11 protein-coding genes and 1 pseudogene are annotated in these 22,039 nt (G+C 70.6%); 3 read left to right on the forward strand and 9 right to left on the reverse strand.

The window, feature by feature from the left end; translation table 11 throughout:
• The first annotated feature begins 115 nt into the window (after positions 1–115).
• The 3 genes and pseudogenes from GFH48_RS11855 to GFH48_RS11865 all read left to right on the forward strand — a co-directional run bounded on the left by GFH48_RS11855 (position 116) and on the right by GFH48_RS11865 (position 7,043).
• Positions 116–5,155, forward strand: a complete 5,040-nt coding sequence (locus tag GFH48_RS11855; RefSeq protein ID WP_153288236.1) for an ATP-dependent helicase — start codon at positions 116–118, stop codon at positions 5,153–5,155.
• A 134-nt stretch (positions 5,156–5,289) separates the two neighbouring features.
• A pseudogene (locus GFH48_RS11860) lies at positions 5,290–6,090 on the forward strand (Fpg/Nei family DNA glycosylase); the annotation flags it as partial.
• 191 nt (positions 6,091–6,281) lie between these two features.
• Positions 6,282–7,043, forward strand: coding sequence for an SDR family NAD(P)-dependent oxidoreductase (locus GFH48_RS11865; RefSeq protein WP_153288238.1), 762 nt, complete (start codon positions 6,282–6,284; stop codon positions 7,041–7,043).
• A gap of 345 nt (positions 7,044–7,388) precedes the next feature.
• On the opposite strand, the gene GFH48_RS11870 is transcribed toward GFH48_RS11865, so the two are convergent.
• The 9 genes from GFH48_RS11870 to GFH48_RS11910 form a co-directional block, all read right to left on the reverse strand.
• Positions 7,389–7,859: a Dps family protein gene (locus GFH48_RS11870; protein ID WP_153288239.1), complete on the reverse strand. Its 471-nt coding sequence runs from the start codon at positions 7,857–7,859 to the stop codon at positions 7,389–7,391.
• Positions 7,860–8,048: 189 nt separating this feature from the next.
• Positions 8,049–8,426 (reverse strand): helix-turn-helix domain-containing protein, encoded by a 378-nt coding sequence (locus GFH48_RS11875; RefSeq protein ID WP_148010798.1) that lies wholly within the window; start codon positions 8,424–8,426, stop codon positions 8,049–8,051.
• Positions 8,427–8,535: 109 nt separating this feature from the next.
• The gene (locus tag GFH48_RS11880; RefSeq protein ID WP_153288240.1) at positions 8,536–9,081 is read right to left on the reverse strand and encodes a CinA family protein; all 546 of its coding nucleotides are present in this window, start codon (positions 9,079–9,081) and stop codon (positions 8,536–8,538) included.
• Complete coding sequence (pgsA, locus tag GFH48_RS11885; protein WP_153288241.1) at positions 9,078–9,791, reverse strand: CDP-diacylglycerol--glycerol-3-phosphate 3-phosphatidyltransferase; 714 nt, start codon at positions 9,789–9,791, stop codon at positions 9,078–9,080. Before pgsA ends, GFH48_RS11880 begins: the two co-directional genes overlap by 4 nt.
• Positions 9,788–11,263, reverse strand: coding sequence for a 30S ribosomal protein S12 methylthiotransferase RimO (gene rimO, locus GFH48_RS11890; RefSeq protein ID WP_153288242.1), 1,476 nt, complete (start codon positions 11,261–11,263; stop codon positions 9,788–9,790). The genes pgsA and rimO overlap by 4 nt, the downstream gene beginning before the upstream one ends.
• 91 nt (positions 11,264–11,354) lie before the next feature.
• On the reverse strand, positions 11,355–12,209 hold the full coding sequence (locus GFH48_RS11895) for a helix-turn-helix domain-containing protein (protein ID WP_153288243.1): 855 nt from the start codon (positions 12,207–12,209) through the stop codon (positions 11,355–11,357).
• Positions 12,210–12,486: 277 nt separating this feature from the next.
• Positions 12,487–15,225 carry a DNA translocase FtsK gene (locus GFH48_RS11900; protein WP_153288244.1) on the reverse strand — a complete coding sequence of 913 codons (2,739 nt, stop codon included), beginning with the start codon at positions 15,223–15,225 and terminating at the stop codon, positions 12,487–12,489.
• Between the two features lie 220 nt (positions 15,226–15,445).
• Positions 15,446–16,129: a response regulator gene (locus GFH48_RS11905; RefSeq protein ID WP_153288245.1), complete on the reverse strand. Its 684-nt coding sequence runs from the start codon at positions 16,127–16,129 to the stop codon at positions 15,446–15,448.
• A gap of 301 nt (positions 16,130–16,430) precedes the next feature.
• Positions 16,431–21,932, reverse strand: a complete 5,502-nt coding sequence (locus GFH48_RS11910; protein ID WP_153288246.1) for a HAMP domain-containing protein — start codon at positions 21,930–21,932, stop codon at positions 16,431–16,433.
• Positions 21,933–22,039: the final 107 nt, after the last annotated feature.

Raw genomic sequence — 22,039 nt, forward strand, 5'->3', positions numbered from 1 at the left:
GCGCCTCTCGCCACACCCCGCACGGCACCCCCTCGCCACGCCCCTCGCCACACCCTTGGCTTCCGCATCCGCGCAGGTCAGGGCGATTGTCAGTGGCGAGGTGCAGGATGGACGCATGGTCAGCTCCGCACACCGAGCCCTCGACGGCTTCTCCCCCGCGACCCGCGGCTGGTTCACGGGGGCGTTCTCCGCGCCCACCGCGGCCCAGGCCGGGGCGTGGAAAGCCATCGGTGAGGGCTCGGACGTGCTGGTGGTCGCCCCGACCGGCTCGGGCAAGACCCTGGCCGCCTTCCTCGCCGCGCTCGACCAGCTGGCCTCCGCGCCGCCGCCGGCCGACCCCAGGAAGCGCTGCCGGGTGCTGTACGTGTCACCGCTCAAGGCCCTCGCGGTCGACGTCGAGCGGAATCTGCGCAGCCCGCTGACCGGCATCCGCCAGGAGTCGGTGCGCCGGGGCCTTCCCGAGCCCGAGGTGAAGGTGGGCATCCGCTCCGGTGACACCCCGGCAGCCGAGCGCCGCGCGCTGGCCACCCGCCCGCCGGACATCCTGATCACGACTCCCGAGTCGCTGTTCCTGATGCTGACGTCGGCGACCCGGGACGCGCTGACGGGCATCGAGACGGTGATCCTGGACGAGGTGCACGCGGTCGCCGGCACGAAGCGCGGAGCCCATCTGGCGCTCACCCTGGAGCGCCTCGACGAGCTGCTGCCGCGGCCCGCGCGCCGCATCGGCCTCTCCGCCACGGTCCGTCCGGTCGACGAAGTGGCGCGCTATCTCTCCCCCCGCCGCAAGGTGGAGATCGTCCAGCCGCCCTCGGGCAAGGAGTTCGACCTGTCGGTGGTCGTCCCGGTGGAGGACCTGGGCGAGCTGGCCGGTTCCCCGGTCGCCGACGGCAAGGAGGGCGCGGAGAAGCCGTCGATCTGGCCGCATGTGGAGGAGCGGATCACCGACCTCGTCCAGTCCCACCGCTCCACGATCGTGTTCGCCAACTCCCGACGCCTGGCGGAGCGCCTCTGCAACCGGCTCAACGAGATCGCGTACGAGCGGGCGACCGGGGAGCCCCTGGAGGAGGCCCACGCCCCGGCCCAGCTCATGGGGGGCTCCGGCGCGGCCCAGGGGGCTCCCCCGGTCATCGCCCGCGCCCATCACGGCTCCGTCTCCAAGGAGCAGCGGGCCCAGGTCGAGGAGGACCTCAAGGCGGGGCGCCTGCCCGCCGTGGTCGCCACCTCCAGCCTGGAGCTCGGCATCGACATGGGCGCGGTGGACCTGGTGATCCAGGTCGAGTCCCCGCCGTCCGTCGCCTCCGGCCTGCAGCGCGTGGGCCGGGCCGGCCATCAGGTCGGCGCGGTCTCCACCGGTGTCGTCTTCCCCAAGTACCGCGGGGACCTCGTCCAGGCGGCGGTCGTCACCGAGCGGATGCGCACCGGTTCCATCGAGTCCCTCAGGGTTCCCGCCAACCCTTTGGACGTGCTCGCCCAGCAGCTCGTCGCCATGACCGCCCTCGACACCTGGCAGGTCGACGACCTGCTCGCCACCGTCCGGCGTGCCGCCCCCTTCGCCTCGCTGCCCGAGTCGGCCTTCACCGCCGTGCTCGACATGCTCGCGGGCCGCTATCCCTCCGACGCCTTCGCCGAGCTCCGTCCCCGCGTGGTCTGGGACCGTGTCGCCGGTACGGTCACCGGCCGCCCGGGGGCGCAGCGTCTCGCCGTCACCTCCGGCGGCACCATCCCCGACCGGGGGCTCTTCGGGGTCTTCCTCGCGGGGGCCGACCCCAAGAAGGGCGGCGGCCGGGTCGGCGAGCTCGACGAGGAGATGGTCTACGAGTCCCGCGTCGGGGACGTCTTCACCCTCGGCACGAGTTCCTGGCGCATCGAGGACATCACCCGCGACCGCGTCCTGGTCTCTCCCGCACCGGGTGTCCCGGGCAGGCTCCCCTTCTGGAAGGGCGACCAGCTCGGCCGCCCGCTCGAACTGGGCCGCGCGGTCGGCGCGTTCCTCCGCGAGGTCGGCTCGCTGCCCAAGGACGACGCCCGGCTCCGGCTGCTCGCCGCGGGACTCGACGCGTGGGCCGCCGACAACGTGCTGTCGTACCTCGCCGAACAGCGCGAGGCGTGCGGTCACATCCCGGACGACCGCACGATCGTCGTCGAGCGGTTCCGCGACGAGCTCGGTGACTGGCGGGTGGTCGTGCACTCGCCTTTCGGTGCCCAGGTGCACGCCCCCTGGGCCCTCGCGCTCGGTGCCCGGCTCTCCGAGCGCTACGGCATGGACGCCCAGGTGATGCACGCCGACGACGGCATCGTGCTGCGTCTGCCCGACGCCGATCTGATGGGCCTGGACCTGCTCGACCAGGAACCCACGAGGACGGGCACGGAGTACGACTCCGAGCAGGCGCCCGTGGGCGCGTCGGACGTCGCCTTCGACAAGGGCGAGGTCAACCAGATCGTCACCGACCAGGTCGGCGGCTCCGCGCTCTTCGCGGCCCGCTTCCGCGAGTGCGCCGCCCGCGCGCTGCTGCTGCCGCGCCGCAGCCCGGGAAAGCGCACCCCGCTGTGGCAGCAGCGTCAGCGCGCGGCCCAACTGCTCCAGGTGGCGAGCGAGTTCGGGTCCTTCCCGATCGTCCTGGAAGCGGTCCGCGAGTGTCTCCAGGACGTTTTCGACGTCCCCGGCCTCACGGAACTGATGGGCGACATCGAGTCCCGCAAGGTGCGGCTCGTCGAAGTCACGACACCCGAGCCGTCCCCCTTCGCCCGCTCACTCCTGTTCGGCTACGTCGCCCAGTTCCTGTACGAGGGCGACTCGCCGCTCGCCGAGCGCCGGGCCGCCGCGCTGTCGCTGGACTCCCGTCTGCTGGCGGAACTCCTCGGCCAGGCCGAACTGCGCGAACTGCTCGACGCCGAGGTGCTGACCGAGTTGGAGCGCGAGCTCCAGTGGCTCACCGAGGACCGGCGGGTCAAGGACCCCGAGGGCGTCGCGGACCTGCTGCGCCTGCTGGGACCGCTCACCGAGGCCGAGTTGGCCGAGCGGGGCGCCGAGCCGCAATGGGCCGGTGAGCTGGCGGCGGCCCGCCGCGCCATCCGGGTCCGGATCGCCGGCGCCGACCACTGGGCGGCGATCGAGGACGCCGGCCGTCTGCGCGACGCACTGGGCACGGCCCTGCCCGTCGGCGTCCCGGAGGCCTTCACCGAGCCGGTCAAGGATCCGCTCGGCGACCTTCTCGCACGCCACGCCCGCACCCACGGCCCGTTCACGTCCACCACGGCCGCCGCCCGCTTCGGCCTGGGCACGGCCGTGACGGACGGAGCGCTGCAACGCCTCGCCGCGAACGGCCGTGTCGTGCAGGGCGAGTTCCATCCGGCGGGCATCGGGCAGGAGTGGTGCGACGCCGCCGTACTGCGCAGACTGCGGCGCCGTTCCCTCGCGGCCCTGCGCCACGAGCTGGAGCCCGTACCGCCCGCCGCGCTCGCACAGTTCCTGCCGCAGTGGCAGCACGTCGGCGGTGGGCACGGACTGCGCGGCATCGACGGACTGGTGCGCGCCGTGGAGCAGTTGCAGGGTGCCTCGGTGCCCGCCTCCGCCCTGGAGAAGCTGGTATTGCCCTCCCGGGTCTCCGGATACGCTCCCGCGCTGCTCGACGAGCTCACCGCCGCCGGCGAGGTGGTCTGGGCGGGCGCAGGGGCGCTGCCCGGCAAGGACGGCTGGGTGTCGCTGTATCTCGCGGACGCGGCCCCGCTGCTCCTGCCGTCCCCCCACCCCCTGGAACCGACCGCGCTGCACCAGTCGGTCCTGGACGCCCTCTCCGGGGGTTACGGCCTGTTCTTCCGTCAGATCACCGACCGGGTCCGCGCCACCACGCACCCCGACGCCACGGACCCCCAACTCGCCGACGCGATCTGGGACCTGGCGTGGTCCGGACGGCTCACGAACGACACACTCGCGCCGATGCGCGCCCTCCTCGGCTCGGGCCGCACCGCCGGCTCCACGGCCCACCGGGCCAAGCGCACGGTCCCGCGCGGGCGTTACGGCTCCCTGACCGGTGGCGCCCGCCCCCAGTCCCGTACCGGCCCCCCGACCGTGGCCGGCCGCTGGTCGCTGCTCCCCGCGCGCGAGACCGACGCCACCGTGCGCGCCCACGCCCTGGCCCGCACCCTGCTCGACCGGCACGGGGTGGTGACGCGGGGCGCGGTCGCGGCGGAGGGTGTCGAGGGCGGTTTCTCCGCCGTGTACCGCATCCTGTCCGCCTTCGAGGACAGTGGCCAGGCGCGCCGCGGTTATGTGGTGGAGGGGCTCGGCGCCGCCCAGTTCGCGATGGACGGCGCGGTCGACCGGCTGCGCGCGGCGGCTAACGCACGGGACCGCGGCGAAGCCCTGGCCGCCCCGGACGTCCCGCCCGGTGTCCCGGGTCCGAGCGGCTTCCCCGGCGCCGGCGGTTTCGCCGACCCGAACGGCTTCCCGGGTCCGGGTGGATCGCGGCGGCGCGCTCCCGGCTTCCCCGGCGACCGCGGCCGCCCGCGCACCCCCGACGCGGCCGGAAGCCGCGACCGTGCGAGCGCCCCCGCCTCCCCGGACGGCCTCGACCCGGCGGGCTCCCCCGACTTCTCCGGTCTGTCCGGCTTCTCCGACTTCCCGGACGGCGCGGGTTTCGCCGCGTCCGACGACCACGGCTTCTCGGCCGACGCCGCCTTCGCGACGCCCTCCGCCCACCCCGCGGTCGACCCCGCCGCCTTCCAGCCCCCGAACCGCATCCGCCCGTACGACCGCCCGACCGTCCAGGGGGTCGTCCTGGCGGCCGCCGACCCCGCGAACGCGTACGGCGCGGCCCTCGCCTGGCCCGAGCCGCCCACCGGCGCCGGCCACAAGCCGGGACGCAAAGCGGGCTCCCTGGTCGTGCTCGTCGACGGCGAGCTGACCCTCTACATGGAGCGCGGCGGCAAGACACTGCTGGCCTGGCCCTCCGATCCCGACGGCGCGGTCACGGACGACGCGCGGCTGGGCGCGGCGGCCGAGGCCCTCTCCGCAGCCGCCCGCGCGGGCTCCCTCGGCACGGTCACGGTGGAGCGCGTGAACGGCGCCTCCGCCCTGACCTCCCCCATCGGCACCCTTCTGGAAGGAGCGGGCTTCATCGCGACCCCCCGCGGACTGCGCCTGCGCGCCTGACCACCACCGACCCGCCGCACACCCGCACCGGCACCCGCACCCGCACCCGCACCCGCACCCGCACCCGCACCCGAGCATCCCGCCTCACATCCACACCCGAGCATCCCGCCCACACCCGTGCCACCCTGGAACGCATGCCTGAAGGAGACACCGTCTGGCAGGCCGCGAGACGGCTGCACATCGCCCTCGCGGGCAAGGTGCTGACCCGCTCCGACCTGAGGGTCCCCCGGTTCGCCACCGCCGACCTCACCGGTCGCACCGTCCTGGACGTCACCCCGCGTGGCAAACACCTCCTCACCCGGATCGAGGGTGGTCTGACCCTCCACTCGCATCTGCGGATGGACGGTTCCTGGAAGGTCTACGCGCCCGGCCGGCGCTGGAGCGGCGGTCCGGCCCACCAGATCCGCGCCATTCTCGGCACCGCCGACCGTACGGCCGTCGGGTACCGGCTGCCCGTCCTGGAACTGCTGCGCACCACCGACGAGAACCGGGCCGTCGGCCATCTCGGACCCGACCTTCTCGGCCCCGACTGGAACCCCGCCCAGGCCCTGGCGAACCTCCTCGACGACCCCACCCGCTCCCTGGGCGAGGCACTGCTCGACCAGCGCAACCTCGCCGGAATCGGCAATGTGTACAAGAGCGAGCTCTGCTTCCTCCTCGGTGTCACCCCCTGGCTCCCCGTCGGTGAGCTCCCCGCCGACCGCACGCCGCTGCTGCCCGTCCTCGCCAAGAGGCTGCTGGAGGCCAACCGTGAGCGCCCGGTCCGCAGCACCACGGGCCGCCACGACCAGAACCTCTTCGTGTACGGCCGGGCGCCCCGTCCCTGTCTGCGCTGCGGCGCCCCGATCCGGCGTGCCGACCAGGGCGACGGCTCCCGTGAACGCCCCACGTACTGGTGCCCGGCCTGCCAGTCGGGCCCCACCCCGACACCCGGCTTCCCCCTCGCACCCGGCCCGGCCCCGGCACAGGGGCCCCGCCGGGACACCCGGACACCCGCCCCCACCCGGACACCGGACTCCACCCCGCCACCGGGCCCGCCCCGGACACCGGGCGCCACCGAACACCGTACGAGGACCTCACGCCCGACCAATTGACGGACCGTCAGAAACCCTCGTACCGTCCCTTCATGGCCGTGAAGGCGTACGACCTCACCGGACGCACCGCATTCGTCACCGGCGCCGCCGGCGGCATCGGGCGCGCGTCGGCCGTCCTGCTCGCGGAGGCGGGAGCCACCGTCCACTGCGCGGATGTGGACACCAAGGGCCTGCGCGAGACGGTCACCCTCATCAGGGACAGCGGCGGCGCGGCCCACGATCACACCCTCGACGTCACCGACCGCGAGCGGCTCCGCCGGGCCGTCAGGTCCTGCCCACGCCTCGACGTCATGGCGGCGGTGGCCGGGATCATGCACAGCAGCGAGGTGCTGGACACGCGCGACGAGGACCTCGACCGGGTCCTGGCCGTCAACTTCAAGGGAGTGCTCCACTCCTGCCAGGAAGCGGCACTCCTCATGATCGAGCAGAACATCCGCGGCAGCATCGTCACCATGGCGTCGGGCGCCGTGGACACCGGTGGGCGCGGGCTCCTCTGCTACGGCGCCGCGAAGGCGGCCGTCGTGCAGTTGACGAAGACGCTGGCCACCGAGATCGGCCCGCACGGCATCCGCGTCAACGCCGTCGCGCCCGGCTGGACACGTACGCCGATGACCGACCGCCACGGGGAGGCGCAGGCACGCACCGAGGCGGTCATGGCACGTCTGTCGCCGTTGGGCCGGGTCGGCGAGGCCGAGGACGTCGCCCACGCGGTGCTGCACCTCGCCTGCGACGCCTCGGCGTTCACGACGGGTCAGATCCTCCGCCCGAACGGCGGCGTCGCGATGCCGTGGTAGCCCCGCGCCGCCACCTCCCGCGCTCCCGTTCCGCCCGCGCGCCGGCGGCGGCACGCGTGATCTCCGGCTTGGGCACGCAGTGCACCGGCAGCAGGCTCAGCCCCCACCCGCCGGCGACGACCGCCCCTTCCAGCGCACCCGCGTCGGGCACCAGCGCGAGCCGGAGCGCCCCCCACCACCACAGCGCACCGAGCACCAGCGCCGCCCCCCAGCGCGCTATCCGCCCTGCCATGGTGCCCACCTCCAGCCCGAAGCTAGACCCGCGCCCTTACAGATGAACAGGGCGCACCAACGGCACAGAGGCGCACCCTGGGCACATGCGGAGCCGTTCGCGTCCGCCCCCACTCATCCGTTCTCCGCCTGGAACATCCAGTGGTGCTTCTCCAGATCGGCGGTGATCTGGATGAAGATGTCCTGGGTCACCGGATCCGCCTCGCCGGTCGACCCCACCCGCGCCCGCATCCGGGTGATCACGGCGCCCAGCGCGTCGACGAGCGCCCCCACGGCGTCGGTGTCCTTGACCCAGCCGTCCGGGGTCGTGCCGATGCCGCTGTCCGCGGCCACGGTCCGGGCCCGCCCGTCGGGCGGGACACCCAGCGTCGAGGCGCGCTCGGCCACGGTGTCGGAGTGCAGCCGCGCGGTGTCCACGACCTCGTCGAGCTGGAGGTGGACCGAACGGAAGCGCGGTCCGACGACGTTCCAGTGGATCTGCTTCGCCACGAGCGACAGGTCCACCAGGTCGACCAGCGCTCCCTGCAAAGCCTCGGACACCGTCTTCAGGTCCGCGTCCGCCAACGGGCTCTTCACGACGTACATCCGAATCCTCCGACTCTCCTGGCACGACTCGATACAGCACAGCCCACTAACCATGACATAAACGCACAATTCGGGTCACTCGAAGAAAAACGAAGGCCCCGGCCTGACCTGCTCCAGATCTCCCTGGAACAACCCCGGCCGGGGCCTTCGTGCAAGCGTGCTCAGCTCATGAGCGCGAACTCGTGAGCGTCAGGCGGCGACGACGTCGACCGCCTCGGCTGGCGCTTTGATCGTGACCCGTTCCGGTGGCACACCGGTGACCGACACGGAATTCAGCATCGGACGGCGCACCGGTGCAGGCACCGGGTCGGTGGCCGCTGCAGACTGTGCCAGCTCGGCGAGAGCGAGTTCGTCACTCACTTCCCGCATGAGCTCGGACATCCGTACGTCCAGCGCGTCGCAGATGGCGGAGAGCAGCTCGGAGGATGCCTCCTTCTGCCCCCGCTCCACCTCGGAGAGATAGCCGAGTGAAACTCGGGCGGACGAGGAGACTTCGCGCAGAGTACGGCCCTGGCGCTGGCGCTGCCGACGCAGCACGTCACCCAGCAGGCGACGGAGCAGAATCATCGGTGGCTCCCTCCTCGGACCGCGTAGCCGCATCCTTCACGCCCCACCGTACCGCCTCGCGCCGCGGCCGTGCGGGGAGCGATGTCGTGTTCACTCAGGGCTGCAAACATCAAGTCCCCCCGTTCTGTTCCGTATCCTGTGCCCGCCCATTCCCGGTCTGTTCGCCCGCGAGCTCCCTCAGGAGCAGTGCGAGTACGCTGCGTACACTCTCCATACGGATTTCCGCCCGGTCACCGTTCAACCGCAGCCGGATCACTTTCCCGCTCTCGATGGCGGGAAACGTCGCTTCGGAGGGGCCGTCGACGGCCACGAAGACCGTGCCGACCGGCTGTCCGTCCTGGGGCTCGGGACCCGCGACACCGGTGGTCGCGATCCCCCAGTCCGCGCCGAGAGCCTTGCGCACTCCGGCCGCCATCTGGGCCGCGACCTGCGGATCCACCGCCCCCCGCTCGGCCAGCAGGGTGGCGTCGACGCCCAGCAGCCGGTGCTTGAGCTCGGTGGCGTACGCGGTCACGGAGCCCCGGAAGGCGCGGGAGGCGCCGGGCGTCGCGGTGATCTCCGCGGCCACCAGACCGCCGGTCAGCGACTCGGCCACGGCGAGCGTCTCGCCCCTCACCGTGAGTAGTCGCAGGACCTCGGCGGCCTCAGGACTCACCGCTCGGCCTCCGCGGCGGCCGCCTGCCGTGCGGCGATTCCACTCCTGCGCAGCACCATGGCCTGCCTCACGTAGTCGAGCCCGGTGACGACGGTCAGGACGACCGCGACGGCCATCACCCAGAACCTGAGGGTGGCCAGTCCCCCCGTCAGCGCGAGGACGTACATGCCGACCGCCGTGCCCTGCGCCAGGGTCTTCAGCTTGCCGCCGCGACTGGCCGGAATGACGCCGTACCGGATCACCACGAAGCGCAGCAGGGTGACACCGAGCTCACGCCCGAGGATCACGCCCGTCACCCACCACGGAAGATCACCCAGATAGGAGAGGCAGATCAGCGCCGAGCCCATGATCGCCTTGTCCGCGATGGGGTCGGCGATCTTCCCGAAGTCCGTGACCAGGTCGTACGTGCGCGCCAGGTGTCCGTCGAAGATGTCGGTGATCATGGCGACGGCGAAAGCCGCCCAGGCCCAGGCACGCCAGACGGGGTCGTACCCGCCGTCGGCCAGCATCAGTGCCACGAAGCCGGGCACCAGGACCAGCCGGATCATGGTCAGGATGTTCGCGATGTTCCAGAGGCTGGCCTGGTTGACGGCCGCAGCGCCCAGCTTCCCGCCCCGCGCCGGCTTGGAGTCCCCCGGAACGCCGGGAGCGCCCGCCGCGCCTTTCGCGCTGGGGGAGCCGCCCGCCGCGGATGCCGGGACTCCGGTCATCTGCCCGCCTCCTCGGTAACGGGGAGCGAACCCAGGAGCGGTTCGGCCACCAGGTCGACACCTTCCGTGCCGACCACCTTGGCTTCGACGATAAGGCCCACGGTCAGACCTTCGCCGCTCGTGAACAGCACCTGTCCGTCCGTCTCGGGCGCCTGGTGGGCGGCGCGGCCGTACGCGCCGTCCTCGTCGTCGAGGGACTCCACCAGCACCTGCACGGTCTCGCCGACGCGTTCCTCCGCGCGCTGCGCGACCAGCTCCTCGGCCAGCCGGGACACCCGCGCGAGGCGCTCGGCGACGACGTCCTCGTCCAGCTTGTTGTCGTACGTCGCCGCTTCCGTGCCGTCCTCGTCGGAGTACCCGAAGACACCGATCGCGTCGAGACGCGCATGGGTGAGGAACCGCTCCAGCTCCGCGAGGTCGGCCTCGCTCTCCCCGGGGAAGCCCACGATGAAGTTCGACCGCACGCCGGCCTGCGGGGCCTTGGAGCGGATCGTGTCGAGCAGCTCCAGGAAGCGGTCGGTGTCGCCGAAGCGGCGCATCGAGCGCAGCACGTCGGGGGCGGAGTGCTGGAAGGACAGGTCGAAGTAGGGCGCGATGTTCGGCGTCGAGGTCAGGACGTCGATGAGGCCGGGGCGCATCTCGGCGGGCTGCAGATAGCTGACCCGCACCCGCTCGATGCCGTCGATCTCGGCCAGCTCGGGAAGCATCGTCTCCAGCAGACGGATGTCGCCGAGGTCCTTGCCGTACGAGGTGTTGTTCTCGGAGACCAGCATGACCTCCTTGACGCCCTGCTCGGCCAGCCAGCGGGTCTCGTTCAGTACGTCGCTGGGGCGCCGGGAGATGAAGGAGCCGCGGAAGGACGGGATGGCGCAGAAGGAGCATCGCCGGTCGCAGCCGGAGGCGAGCTTCACCGAGGCGACCGGCGAACCGTCCAGGCGGCGGCGCAGCGGCGCGCGGGGGCCGGAGACCGGGGCCACGCCCTCCGGCAGGTCCGAGGGGGCGCCGTGGCCGGGAAGGGCCACTTCCTCGCCGGCGCTCTGCCGCTCGGCCGGGCTGATCGGCAGCAGCTTGCGCCGGTCGCGCGGGGTGTGCGAGGCGTGGATCCCGCCGTTCAGGATGGTCTGGAGGCGGTCGGAGATGTCCGCGTAGTCGTCGAAGCCGAGCACGCCGTCGGCTTCGGGAAGGGCCTGGGCGAGCTCCTTGCCGTACCGCTCGGCCATGCAGCCCACCGCGACCACGGCCTGGGTTCTGCCCTGACCCTTGAGGTCATTGGCTTCGAGGAGGGCGTCGACGGAGTCCTTCTTGGCGGCCTCGACGAAGCCACAGGTGTTGACGACGGCGACGTCCGCGTCCTCGGCGTCCTCCACGAGTTGCCAGCCGTCCGCCTCCAAGCGGCCTGCGAGCTCCTCCGAGTCCACCTCGTTACGGGCGCAGCCAAGGGTGACGAGTGCGACGGTACGGCGTTCAGGCATGGGCTCAAGACTACTTTGTCTCACTGACAGCCCACGTCGACGGGGTTGGCCGATCTTGGCCAACCCCGTCCACGCCTGTACCTCGGGCCCGTTAACCGACGACGGGATCGCCCTTGGTGTAGGTCAGCCGCTCGACCTGCCCCGACTGGAACTGGTCGTCGATCTTCTTGCCGTTCACGTACAGCTGGATCGCGCCCGCGTCGCCGAGGACGAGGTCGATCTTCGACTTGTCCTGGAAGGTCTGCGACTCGCCCTGCTTGAGCAGGCCGTCGAAGAGCAGCCGGCCGTTGTGGTCCTTGGCGGAGATCCAGCTGCGCCCGTCGGGGGCACTGACCTGGACGGTCACCTTGTCCTGCGGGGCGGCCGCGATGGCGCTGTCGGAAGGCTCGGGCTTCGGGTCGGCGGGCTTGCTGATCTTGGGACTGGCCGAGACGGGCGACTTGCCGGTGGTGGGCGTGGAGCCCTCGGCGACATTCGACTTCGTGCCGTCGTCCGAGCTGCCCTTGATCGCGGTGAACCCGACGAAGCCGATCACGGCGACGATCGCCGCGACCATGGCCGCGGTCCAGTTCGGCCCGCGACGCTCCGGACGGATACGTTCCGCCTCGAAGAGCGGGGCGGCCGGGGTCGGTGCGGGACGCCCACCGTGTTCGGCGTCGTAGCGGGCCAGCAGAGGGACCGGGTCGAGCTGTACGGCGCGGGCCAGGGTCCGGATGTGACCGCGCGCGTAGACGTCACCGCCACAGGGGCTGAAGTCGTCCTGTTCGATCGCGTGCACGATGGCGATACGGACCCGGGTCGCGTTGCTGACGTCGTCGACGGTCAGTCCGGCCTCGATGCGGGCCTGCTGCAGAGCACGGCCGACCGAGGGACCTTCTTCATGGTGCTCTTCGAACGGGCGCTCGTCTTCGGGGATGTTGCCGTCAGGGGAGTTGTCGATGGACACGGGGGCGCCTTTCGAGCGTGTAGCCACCTGTGCTGGAGGTTCAGTTTAGGGGGGGTACAAAAGGGCGGGGCAACCGGGCGGTGGGTCTTTGTACGCCATCAGAATGGCCGGTCATCCTGATGTGGGGCATGTACCCGCCCCCTCGCTCAACTTGACGTACGCCGAAGGGAAACGGTTGCCCTTCGGCTCCTTACGGGTGAGTCACGTTCGAATATCAACATGTCGTGTACCCCCTGGTCCGGTGACCGATGCGTCCCGGTTTCCCGGGCCGCGGGCTCTACGCTCCGGCCTCCCCGCGCATCACTGCGAGGACGCCGTCGAGCTCGTCGCCCTTCACCAGGACGTCACGTGCCTTGGATCCCTCACTCGGCCCCACGATGCCGCGCGACTCCATGAGGTCCATCAGCCGTCCCGCCTTGGCGAAGCCGACCCGCAGCTTGCGCTGGAGCATCGAGGTGGACCCGAACTGCGACGTGACGACCAGCTCCGCCGCGGCGCACAGCAGGTCGAGGTCGTCACCGATGTCCTCGTCGATCTCCTTCTTCTGTTTGGTGCCGACCGTGACGTCGTCCCGGAAGACCGGCGCCATCTGGTCCTTGCAGTGCCGCACGATCGCGGCGACCTCGTCCTCGGTGACGAAGGCGCCCTGCATGCGGGTCGGTTTGTTGGCGCCCATCGGCAGGAACAGCCCGTCGCCCTTGCCGATCAGCTTCTCGGCGCCGGGCTGGTCCAGGATGACCCGCGAGTCGGCGAGGGAGGAGGTGGCGAACGCGAGCCTGGAGGGCACGTTCGCCTTGATCAGACCGGTGACCACGTCCACGGACGGCCGCTGGGTGGCGAGCACGAGGTGGATGCCGGCCGCGCGCGCGAGCTGGGTGATGCGCACGATGGAGTCCTCGACGTCCCGGGGCGCGACCATCATCAGGTCGGCCAGCTCGTCGACGATCACCAGCAGATACGGGTAGGTCTTCAGCTCCCGCTCGCTGCCCTCGGGGGTCTTCAGTTTGCCGTCGCGGATGGCCTGGTTGAAGTCGTCGATGTGCCGGTACCCGAACGCCGCGAGGTCGTCGTAACGCAGGTCCATCTCCCGCACGACCCACTGCAGCGCCTCGGCGGCCCGCTTCGGGTTGGTGATGATCGGCGTGATCAGGTGCGGGATGCCCTCGTACGCGGTCAACTCGACCCGCTTGGGGTCCACGAGGACCATCCTGACGTCCTCGGGGGTCGCGCGGACCATCACGGACGTGATCAGGCAGTTGATGCACGAGGACTTGCCGGAACCGGTGGCTCCGGCCACCAGGACGTGCGGCATCTTCGCCAGGTTGGCCATGACATAGCCGCCCTCGACGTCCTTGCCGAGCGCGACCAGCATCGGATGGTCGTCCTCGGCAGCGTCCGCGAGGCGCAGCACGTCGCCGAGGTTGACCATCTCGCGGTCGGTGTTCGGGATCTCGATGCCGACCGCCGACTTGCCGGGGATCGGGCTGATGATCCGGACGTCGGGGCTGGCGACGGCGTACGCGATGTTCTTGGTGAGCGCGGTGATCCGCTCGACCTTCACGGCCGGACCGAGTTCCACCTCGTAGCGGGTGACCGTCGGGCCGCGGGTGAAGCCGGTGACGGCCGCGTCGACCTTGAACTCCATGAACACGTTCTGGAGCGAGGCGACCACCGCGTCGTTGGCGGCGCTGCGGGTCTTGCCGGGGCCGCCGCGCTCCAGGAGGTCGAGCGAGGGCAGGGAGTACGTGATGTCGCCGGAGAGCTGGAGCTGCTCGGCGCGCGGGGGCAGGTCTCGCGGCGCGTCGGGCGCGGCCTTGGTGAGGTCGGGCACGACGGAGTCGACGGCCAGGGACTCCTGCCTGGGCCGCTTGGCTCCCGGGACGGCCTTGGCGCGGGCGGCGGGAACCGGGGTCGTCTCCTCGTACCCGTCGCGTTCCGCGGTGACGCCCTGTGTCAGGTCGGCGACCAGTGGAGAGGGCGGCATGCCGTGCATCACGGCACCGTCGAGCGCGGCGGCGGCCGCCGCGGCGACGTCCACGGCGTCCATCGGCCGGTTCGGGTCGTACTGCCGCGCGGCAGCCCGCCGGGGGCGGCCGCGGCGCTTGGTGAGCGCCTCTTCCTCGGCGCTCTCGGGGTCGTACTCGTCGGGGCCGCCCGGGCGTCTGCGGGAGCGCGCGGGGAGTGCCTCGCGCCACTGTTCGTCGTAGCGCTCGTCGTCGTCGCCGAGGAGCGCCTCGTCGGGGTCTCCCGGGACGAGGCCGAGCCGCTGTCCGAGCAGCCGAAGACGCTGCGGGATCGCGTTGACGGGCGTGGCCGTGACGACCAGCAGGCCGAAGACCGTGAGCAGGACCAGGAGCGGTACGGCGAGGACGTCGCCCATGGTGTAGGTGAGCGGGGTGGAGGCACCCCAGCCGATGAGGCCGCCGGCGTCCCTTATCGCCTGCATGCCGTCGCTGCGGGCGGGCGACCCGCAGGCGATGTGGACCTGTCCGAGCACGCCGATGACGAGCGCGGACAGCCCGATCACGATGCGCCCGTTGGCCTCGGGCCTCTCGGGGTGCCGGATGAAACGGACGGCGATGACGGCGAGGAGTATCGGGACGAGCAGGTCGAGCCGGCCGAAGGCACCGGTCACCAGCATCTCGACGAGGTCGCCGACGGGCCCGCGCAGATTCGACCACGTGCCCGCCGCGACGATCAGCGCGAGGGCGAGCAGCAGGAGCGCGAGACCGTCCTTGCGATGCGCCGGGTCGAGCCCCTTCGCGCCCCGCCCTATGCCACGGAACATCGCCCCGACGGCGTGCGCGAGGCCCAGCCACACGGCCCGTACGAGCCGGTACACACCCGCGGTCGGACTGGGCGCCGGCGCGGGTACGGGCTTCTTCGCCGCGGCCTTCTTGGCGGGCGCCTTCCTGGCGACCGCCTTTTTCGCGGGGGCCTTCCCCACCGCAGCCTTCGTCGGAGCGGCCGCCTTCTTCGCGGGCGGCTTCTTGGCTGCGGACTGACGTGAGGCCATGTGTGTGAGGTTACCGGTGGAGACGACAAGGGACACGTGTGCCCACAGCTTCACCCGATCGTGTCGCCCTTGCCGGGGCCCGGAACTGACGCCGGATCACCGCGCGCGGCTGCCCCGGAACGATCACGCCCGGGACGGCTGCTCCGCGGCCGGCTCATCGCTCGTCACCCTTCGCGGAACCGGAGTCCGGTCCGCGACACACCCGGCGCGGGACCGGAGGTCAGTTCTGCGAGGGAACCGACGGTGCCCCGCTGCCCGTGCCCGGCTCCAACGCGTCCAGAGCCCGGCGCAGTCCGGTGAGCTTGCGTTCGAGATGAGCGGCGGTCGCCACCGCCGCCGCGTCCGCCGAGTCGTCGTCGAGCTGCTTGGACAGTGCCTCGGCCTGTTCCTCAACGGCCGCGAGCCGCGCCGAGAGTTCGGCGAGGAGACCGGCCGGCTCCTTGGCCGTGCCGAGCGCCGCCTTGCCCCCGCCCTCCAGCTGGAGCCGCAGCAGCGCGGCCTGTTCACGCAGTTGGCAGTTCTTCATGTAGAGCTCGACGAAGACCGAGACCTTCGCGCGCAGCACCCACGGGTCGAACGGCTTCGAGATGTAGTCCACCGCACCCGCCGCGTACCCCCGGAAGGTGTGATGCGGACCGTGGTTGATCGCGGTGAGGAAGATGATCGGGATGTCCCGGGTCCGTTCTCGCCGCTTGATGTGCGCGGCGGTTTCGAAACCGTCCATACCCGGCATCTGCACGTCCAGCAGAATGACCGCGAAGTCGTCCGTGAGCAGTGCTTTGAGCGCTTCCTCCCCGGACGATGCCCGCACCAGTGTCTGATCGAGCGCGGAGAGAATCGCCTCCAGCGCCAGCAGATTCTCCGGCCGGTCATCGACCAGGAGGATCTTGGCCTTCTGCACCATGGCCCGCCCTCCTCGTCCCGGCAGTGCACCGGGCGCCGCCCCAGGGGACGGCTCCCTTGCGCCGTCCGTCCTTGTGCCGGTCATGGTAGCCGCACCCCGCCTGTCGCCACACCCTGTCACCGCGATGTCACTGTGCACCTATCAGAAACGTAGCGGGAGACCAGAAGGTTCCCCGAATCCCGCGCTTCTACACGGCTTCGCCCAGGGCCGGTTGTCCGACGTCGGGCGGGCCGCGCCGAGCCGCCGACGCGCACACCGCGGCATCCCGGACGCGGACACCGTACAGCGATCCGCACCCTGTTCACTCCCCGCGCATCCACTGCTCCATCACGGAGAGCAGGTGATCGGGATCGACCGGCTTGGTGACGTAGTCGGAAGCCCCGGACTCGATGGCCTTCTCCCGGTCGCCCTTCATCGCCTTCGCCGTGAGCGCGATGATCGGCAGCCCGGCGAACTGCGGCATCCGGCGAATCGCCGTGGTCGTCGCGTAGCCGTCCATCTCGGGCATCATGATGTCCATCAGGACGACCGTCACATCGTCGTGCTGCTCCAGGACCTCGATGCCCTCGCGGCCGTTCTCGGCGTAGAGCACCGAGAGACCGTGCTGCTCCAGGACGCTGGTGAGCGCGAACACGTTGCGGATGTCGTCGTCGACGATCAGCACCTTCTCGCCCTCGAACCGGATGCCTCCGCGCGACTGCGACGCCGTCTCCTGCTGCGCCGCGACCGGCCACTGCTCCTGGGCGGGCCCGCCGGCCCCGTTCGGCTGCGCCGTCAGCCCGGGACGCGACTCGGCCACCGGCAGCGCCCTGCGGCGCCTCCTGAAGAGCGCCGCGGGCCCGTTCTGGGCCTCCTGGTACGACTTCACCTCGGCCGGCGTCTCGATGCCCGCCCCGGACAACTCCGCCTCGGACGCGAGGAGTTCCCCCGCCCCCAGGGTGGGCGCCAGCTGCCCGTAGCCCTGCGGGGGCAGTTCGCTCGGGTGCAGCGGCAGGTAGAGCGTGAACGTCGAACCGCGTCCCGGCTCGCTCTGCGCGTGGATCTCACCGCCCAGCAGACGCGCGATCTCCCGCGAGATGGACAGCCCCAGACCCGTACCGCCGTACTTCCTGCTCGTCGTGCCGTCCGCCTGCTTGAAGGCCTCGAAGATCACCCGCATCTTGCTGGCGGCGATCCCGATACCCGTGTCGGTCACGGAGAACGCGATCAGATCGGCGTCGGCGTCCCGCAGCGAACCCGCTTCCAGCAGCTGCTCCCGGATGGCCACCGGCACATCGGCGCCGGCGGGCCGGATCACCAATTCGACCGCTCCGGAGTCGGTGAACTTCACCGCGTTGGACAGCAGGTTGCGCAGCACCTGGAGGAGCCGCTGTTCGTCGGTGTGCAGCGTGGCGGGCAGTTCCGGCGACACACGGACCGAGAAGTCGAGGCCCTTCTCCGCGGTCAGCGGACGGAACGTCGCCTCCACGTAGTCGACGAGCTGCACCAGCGCGATACGTGTCGGCGACACGTCCATCTTCCCGGCCTCGACCTTCGACAGGTCCAGGATGTCGTTGATCAGCTGGAGCAGGTCGGAACCCGCGCCGTGGATCGTCTCGGCGAACTCGACCTGCTTCGGGGTGAGGTTCGACTCCGCGTTGTCGGCGAGCAACTTGGCCAGGATCAGCAGGGAGTTGAGCGGCGTCCGCAGCTCGTGCGACATGTTCGCGAGGAACTCGCTCTTGTACCGCATGGAGACCGCGAGCTGTTCGGCGCGTTCCTCCAGGACCTGCCGTGCCTCCTCGATCTCCGTGTTCTTGACCTCGATGTCGCGGTTCTGCTGGGCCAACAGCTCGGCCTTCTCCTCCAGTTCCGCGTTGGAGTCCTGAAGGGCCTTCTGCCGGTTCTCCAGTTCCGCCGACCGCTCCCGCAGCTGCTCGGTCAGCTCCTGCGACTGCTTGAGCAGCACCTCCGTCTTGGTGTTGACGGAGATGGTGTTGACGCTCGTCGCGATCATCTCGGCGATCTGGTTCAGGAAGTCCTTCTGGATCTGCGTGAACGGCGTGAAGGAGGCCAGCTCGATGACACCGAGCACGGTCCCCTCGAAGAGCACCGGGAGCACGATGACCTGCGCCGGAGGCGCCTCACCGAGCCCGGAGGAGATCTTCAGATAGCCGCTCGGCGCGTTCTCCACCAGGATCGTTCGCTTCTCCTGGGCGGCCGTCCCGATCAGCGCCTCACCGGGCCGGAACGACGTCGGCATCGAGCCCATCGAATAGCCGTACGACCCGAGCATGCGCAGCTCGTACGCCTCCTCGTCCTCGGCGCTCGCGTCCCTCCCGTCGACCAGCGGCATCGACAGGAAGAACGCGCCGTGCTGCGCGGAGACCACCGGCGTCAGCTCGCTCATGATCAGCGAGGCGACGTCGTCGAGGTCCCGGCGCCCCTGCATGAGCGCCGAGATACGCGCCAGGTTGCCCTTGAGCCAGTCCTGTTCCTTGTTGGCGATGGTGGTGTCGCGCAGATTGGCGATCATCTTGTTGATGTAGTCCTGGAGTTCCTGGATCTCGCCCGAGGCGTCCACGTCGATCTTCAGGTTCAGGTCGCCGCGGGTCACCGCGGTCGCCACGCGCGCGATGGCGCGCACCTGCCGGGTCAGGTTCCCGGCCATCTCGTTCACCGACTCGGTGAGGTCGCGCCACGTCCCGTCGACGTCCCGGACCCGCGCCTGACCGCCCAACTGCCCTTCCGTGCCCACCTCCCGGGCGACCCGGGTGACCTCCTCCGCGAAGGACGACAGCTGGTCGACCATCGTGTTGATGGTGGTCTTGAGCTCCAGGATCTCGCCGCGCGCGTCGATGTCGATCTTCTTGGTCAGATCGCCCTTGGCGATGGCGGTCGTGACCATCGCGATGTTGCGCACCTGACCGGTCAGGTTGGACGCCATCCCGTTCACCGACTCGGTGAGGTCCTTCCACGTACCGGCGACTCCCGGAACGTGCGCCTGACCACCGAGGATGCCGTCCGTACCCACCTCACGGGCCACCTTGGTGACCTGCTCGGCGAACGAACTCAGCGTCTTCACCATGGTGTTGAAGGTGTCGGCGAGCTGCGCGACCTCACCGCTCGCCTTGATCGTCACCGTCCGGGTCAGGTCGCCGTTGGCGACGGCCGCCGCCACCTGCGAGATGTTCCGCACCTGCATGGTCAGGTTGTAGGCCATCAGGTTGACGTTGTCGCTCAGGTCCTTCCAGATGCCCGTGACCCCGGGCACCCGCGCCTGACCGCCCAACTGGCCCTCGGTGCCCACCTCGCGGGCCACCCGGGTCACCTGCTCGGCGAACGACGACAGCTGGTCGACCATCGTGTTGACAGTGGTGACCAGTTCGAGGATCTCGCCCTTGGCGTCGACGGTGATCTTCTTGGACAGGTCACCCATGGCGACGGCCGTGGTCACTTCGGCGATGTTGCGCACCTGGATGGTCAGGTTGTTCGCCATGAAGTTCACGGACTGCGTGAGGTCCTTCCAGGTGCCGGAGACTCCCTGCACCTCGGCCTGTCCGCCGAGCCGGCCCTCCGTACCCACCTCACGGGCCACCCGCGTCACCTGCTCGGCGAAGTTCGAGAGCTGGTCCACCATCGTGTTGAGGGTGTTCTTCAGCTCCAGGATCTCGCCGCGCGCGTCCACGTCGATCTTCTGCGACAGGTCACCCCGCGCCACCGCCGTCGCGACCTGCGCGATGTTGCGGACCTGTGCGGTCAGGTTGCCCGCCATGCCGTTCACGGAGTCCGTCAGGTCGCGCCACACGCCCGCGACACCCGGCACCTGGGCCTGCCCGCCGAGCCGGCCCTCCGTACCCACCTCACGGGCCACCCGCGTCACCTGGTCCGCGAAGGCGGAGAGCTGGTCGACCATCGTGTTGATGGTGTTCTTCAGCTCCAGGATCTCGCCGCGCGCGTCCACGTCGATCTTCTGCGACAGGTCACCCCGCGCCACCGCCGTGGTGACCTGGGCGATCTGCCGCACCTGCGAGGTGAGGTTCCCCGCCATGAAGTTGACGGAGTCGGTCAGTTCCTTCCACGTACCGGACACGCCGTCCACCCGGGCCTGACCGCCGAGCCGGCCCTCGGTACCCACGTCCCGGGCCATCCGCGTCACCTGATCGGCGAAGGACGACAGCTGGTCCACCATCGTGTTGACGGTGTTCTTCAGCTCCAGCATCTCGCCCGCGACCTCGACACTGACCTTCTGCGACAGGTCACCGCTGGCGACCGCCGTCGTCACCTGCGCGATGTTGCGGACCTGACCGGTCAGGTTCCTGAACGCCGTGTTGACCGAGTCCGTCAGGTCCTTCCACGTGCCCGCCGCGCCCGGCACCTGCGCCTGACCGCCCAGTTCACCCTCGACACCGATCTCCCGCGCCACGCGCGTGACCTCGTCACCGAAGGACGACAGCTGGTCCACCATCGTGTTGACGGTGTTCTTCAGCTCCAGCATCTCGCCCGCGACCTCGACACTGACCTTCTGCGACAGGTCGCCGTTGGCCACGGCCGTGGTCACCGCGGCGATGTCCCGCACCTGGGTCGTGAGGTTCCGGAAGACCGTGTTGACGGAGTCCGTCAGGTCCTTCCACGTACCCGCCGCGCCCGGCACGTTCGCCTGACCGCCGAGCCGTCCCTCGCCGCCGACCTCGTTGGCCACGCGTGTGACCTCGTCCGCGAACGTCCGCAGCGTCTCGGTCATCTGGTTGATCGTCTCGGCGAGCTGCGCGACCTCGCCGCGTGCGGAGACGGTCACCTTCTGCGACAGGTCACCGTTCGCGACGGCCGTCGTCACCTGCGCGATCCCGCGCACCTGGGCCGTGAGGTTGCCGGCCATGAGGTTCACCGAATCGGTGAGGTCCTTCCACACGCCGGCCACACCGGGCACCTGCGCCTGACCGCCGAGTTCGCCCTCCGTGCCCACCTCGCGCGCGACCCTCGTCACCTCGGAGGAGAACGACGAGAGCTGGTCCACCATCGTGTTGACGGTGTTCTTCAGTTCGAGCATCTCACCGGCCACGTGAACCGTGACCTTCCGGGACAAGTCACCCTTGGCGACCGCCGTCGTCACGAGAGCGATGTCACGCACCTGAGCCGTCAGCCGGTACGCCATCGTGTTGACCGAATCCGTGAGGTCCTTCCACGAACCGGACATACCGCGCACCCGGGCCTGTCCGCCCAGCTTGCCCTCGGTGCCCACCTCGCTGGCCACCCGGGTGACCTCGTCGGTGAACGTCGACAACTGGTCGACCAGGTTGTTGACCGTGCGTCCGACCTTGAGGAACTCCCCGCGCAGCGGATGACCGTTGCCGTCAGCCGCCTGCGCCCGCAGCTCCATGCGGGGCGACAGGTCGCCCTCCGCCACGGCGGACAGCACCCGGCCGACCTCGGAGACAGGCCGCACGAGATCGTCGACGAGCGCGTTCGACGCGTCGATCGCCGCCGCCCAGGAACCCTCGCAGGCGCCTGTCTCCAGCCGCTCCGTGAGTTTGCCCTCACGCCCGACCATCCGCCGCACCCGCGACAGCTCACCCGTCAGATGCAGGTTGCGATCGGCCACCTCGTTGAAGACCGCGGCGATCTCCGACATCACGCCGTCACCGGAGACCGTGAGGCGCTTGCGGAAATTGCCGTCCCGCATCGACACCAGGGCGGCCAGCAGCCTGTTCAGGGCCGCCGAGTCCACCTCGGTGGTGCCGTTGCGCGGTGCGCGCTGGTTGTTCAGGGACTGTCCGTCTTTTGCGCGCGTCTTAGTGCCCCGCGTCGCTGCGCCAGACTCCACTGTGTCCCTCCCGCAAGGGTCGACCATTACTGCTCGGCGTACTGGGATACTGCTGCTCGGCGAACCGGAAGACCCGCGGCCTGCCGGGACCTCCCCACTGGAGCCTT

It is taken from the genome of Streptomyces fagopyri (genome assembly GCF_009498275.1).
Taxonomy (GTDB): Bacteria; Actinomycetota; Actinomycetes; order Streptomycetales; family Streptomycetaceae; genus Streptomyces; species Streptomyces fagopyri.

Bases quoted from the DNA above. Each gene is read 5' to 3' on its own strand.
- GFH48_RS11875 (WP_148010798.1), bottom strand. From the start codon at position 8,426: ATGATTCTGCTCCGTCGCCTGCTGGGTGACGTGCTGCGTCGGCAGCGC.
- GFH48_RS11905 (WP_153288245.1), bottom strand. From the start codon at position 16,129: ATGGTGCAGAAGGCCAAGATCCTCCTGGTCGATGACCGGCCGGAGAAT.
- GFH48_RS11855 (WP_153288236.1), top strand. From the start codon at position 116: ATGGTCAGCTCCGCACACCGAGCCCTCGACGGCTTCTCCCCCGCGACC.
- GFH48_RS11865 (WP_153288238.1), top strand. From the start codon at position 6,282: ATGGCCGTGAAGGCGTACGACCTCACCGGACGCACCGCATTCGTCACC.
- pgsA (WP_153288241.1), bottom strand. From the start codon at position 9,791: ATGACCGGAGTCCCGGCATCCGCGGCGGGCGGCTCCCCCAGCGCGAAA.
- GFH48_RS11900 (WP_153288244.1), bottom strand. From the start codon at position 15,225: ATGGCCTCACGTCAGTCCGCAGCCAAGAAGCCGCCCGCGAAGAAGGCG.
- GFH48_RS11870 (WP_153288239.1), bottom strand. From the start codon at position 7,859: ATGTACGTCGTGAAGAGCCCGTTGGCGGACGCGGACCTGAAGACGGTG.
- rimO (WP_153288242.1), bottom strand. From the start codon at position 11,263: ATGCCTGAACGCCGTACCGTCGCACTCGTCACCCTTGGCTGCGCCCGT.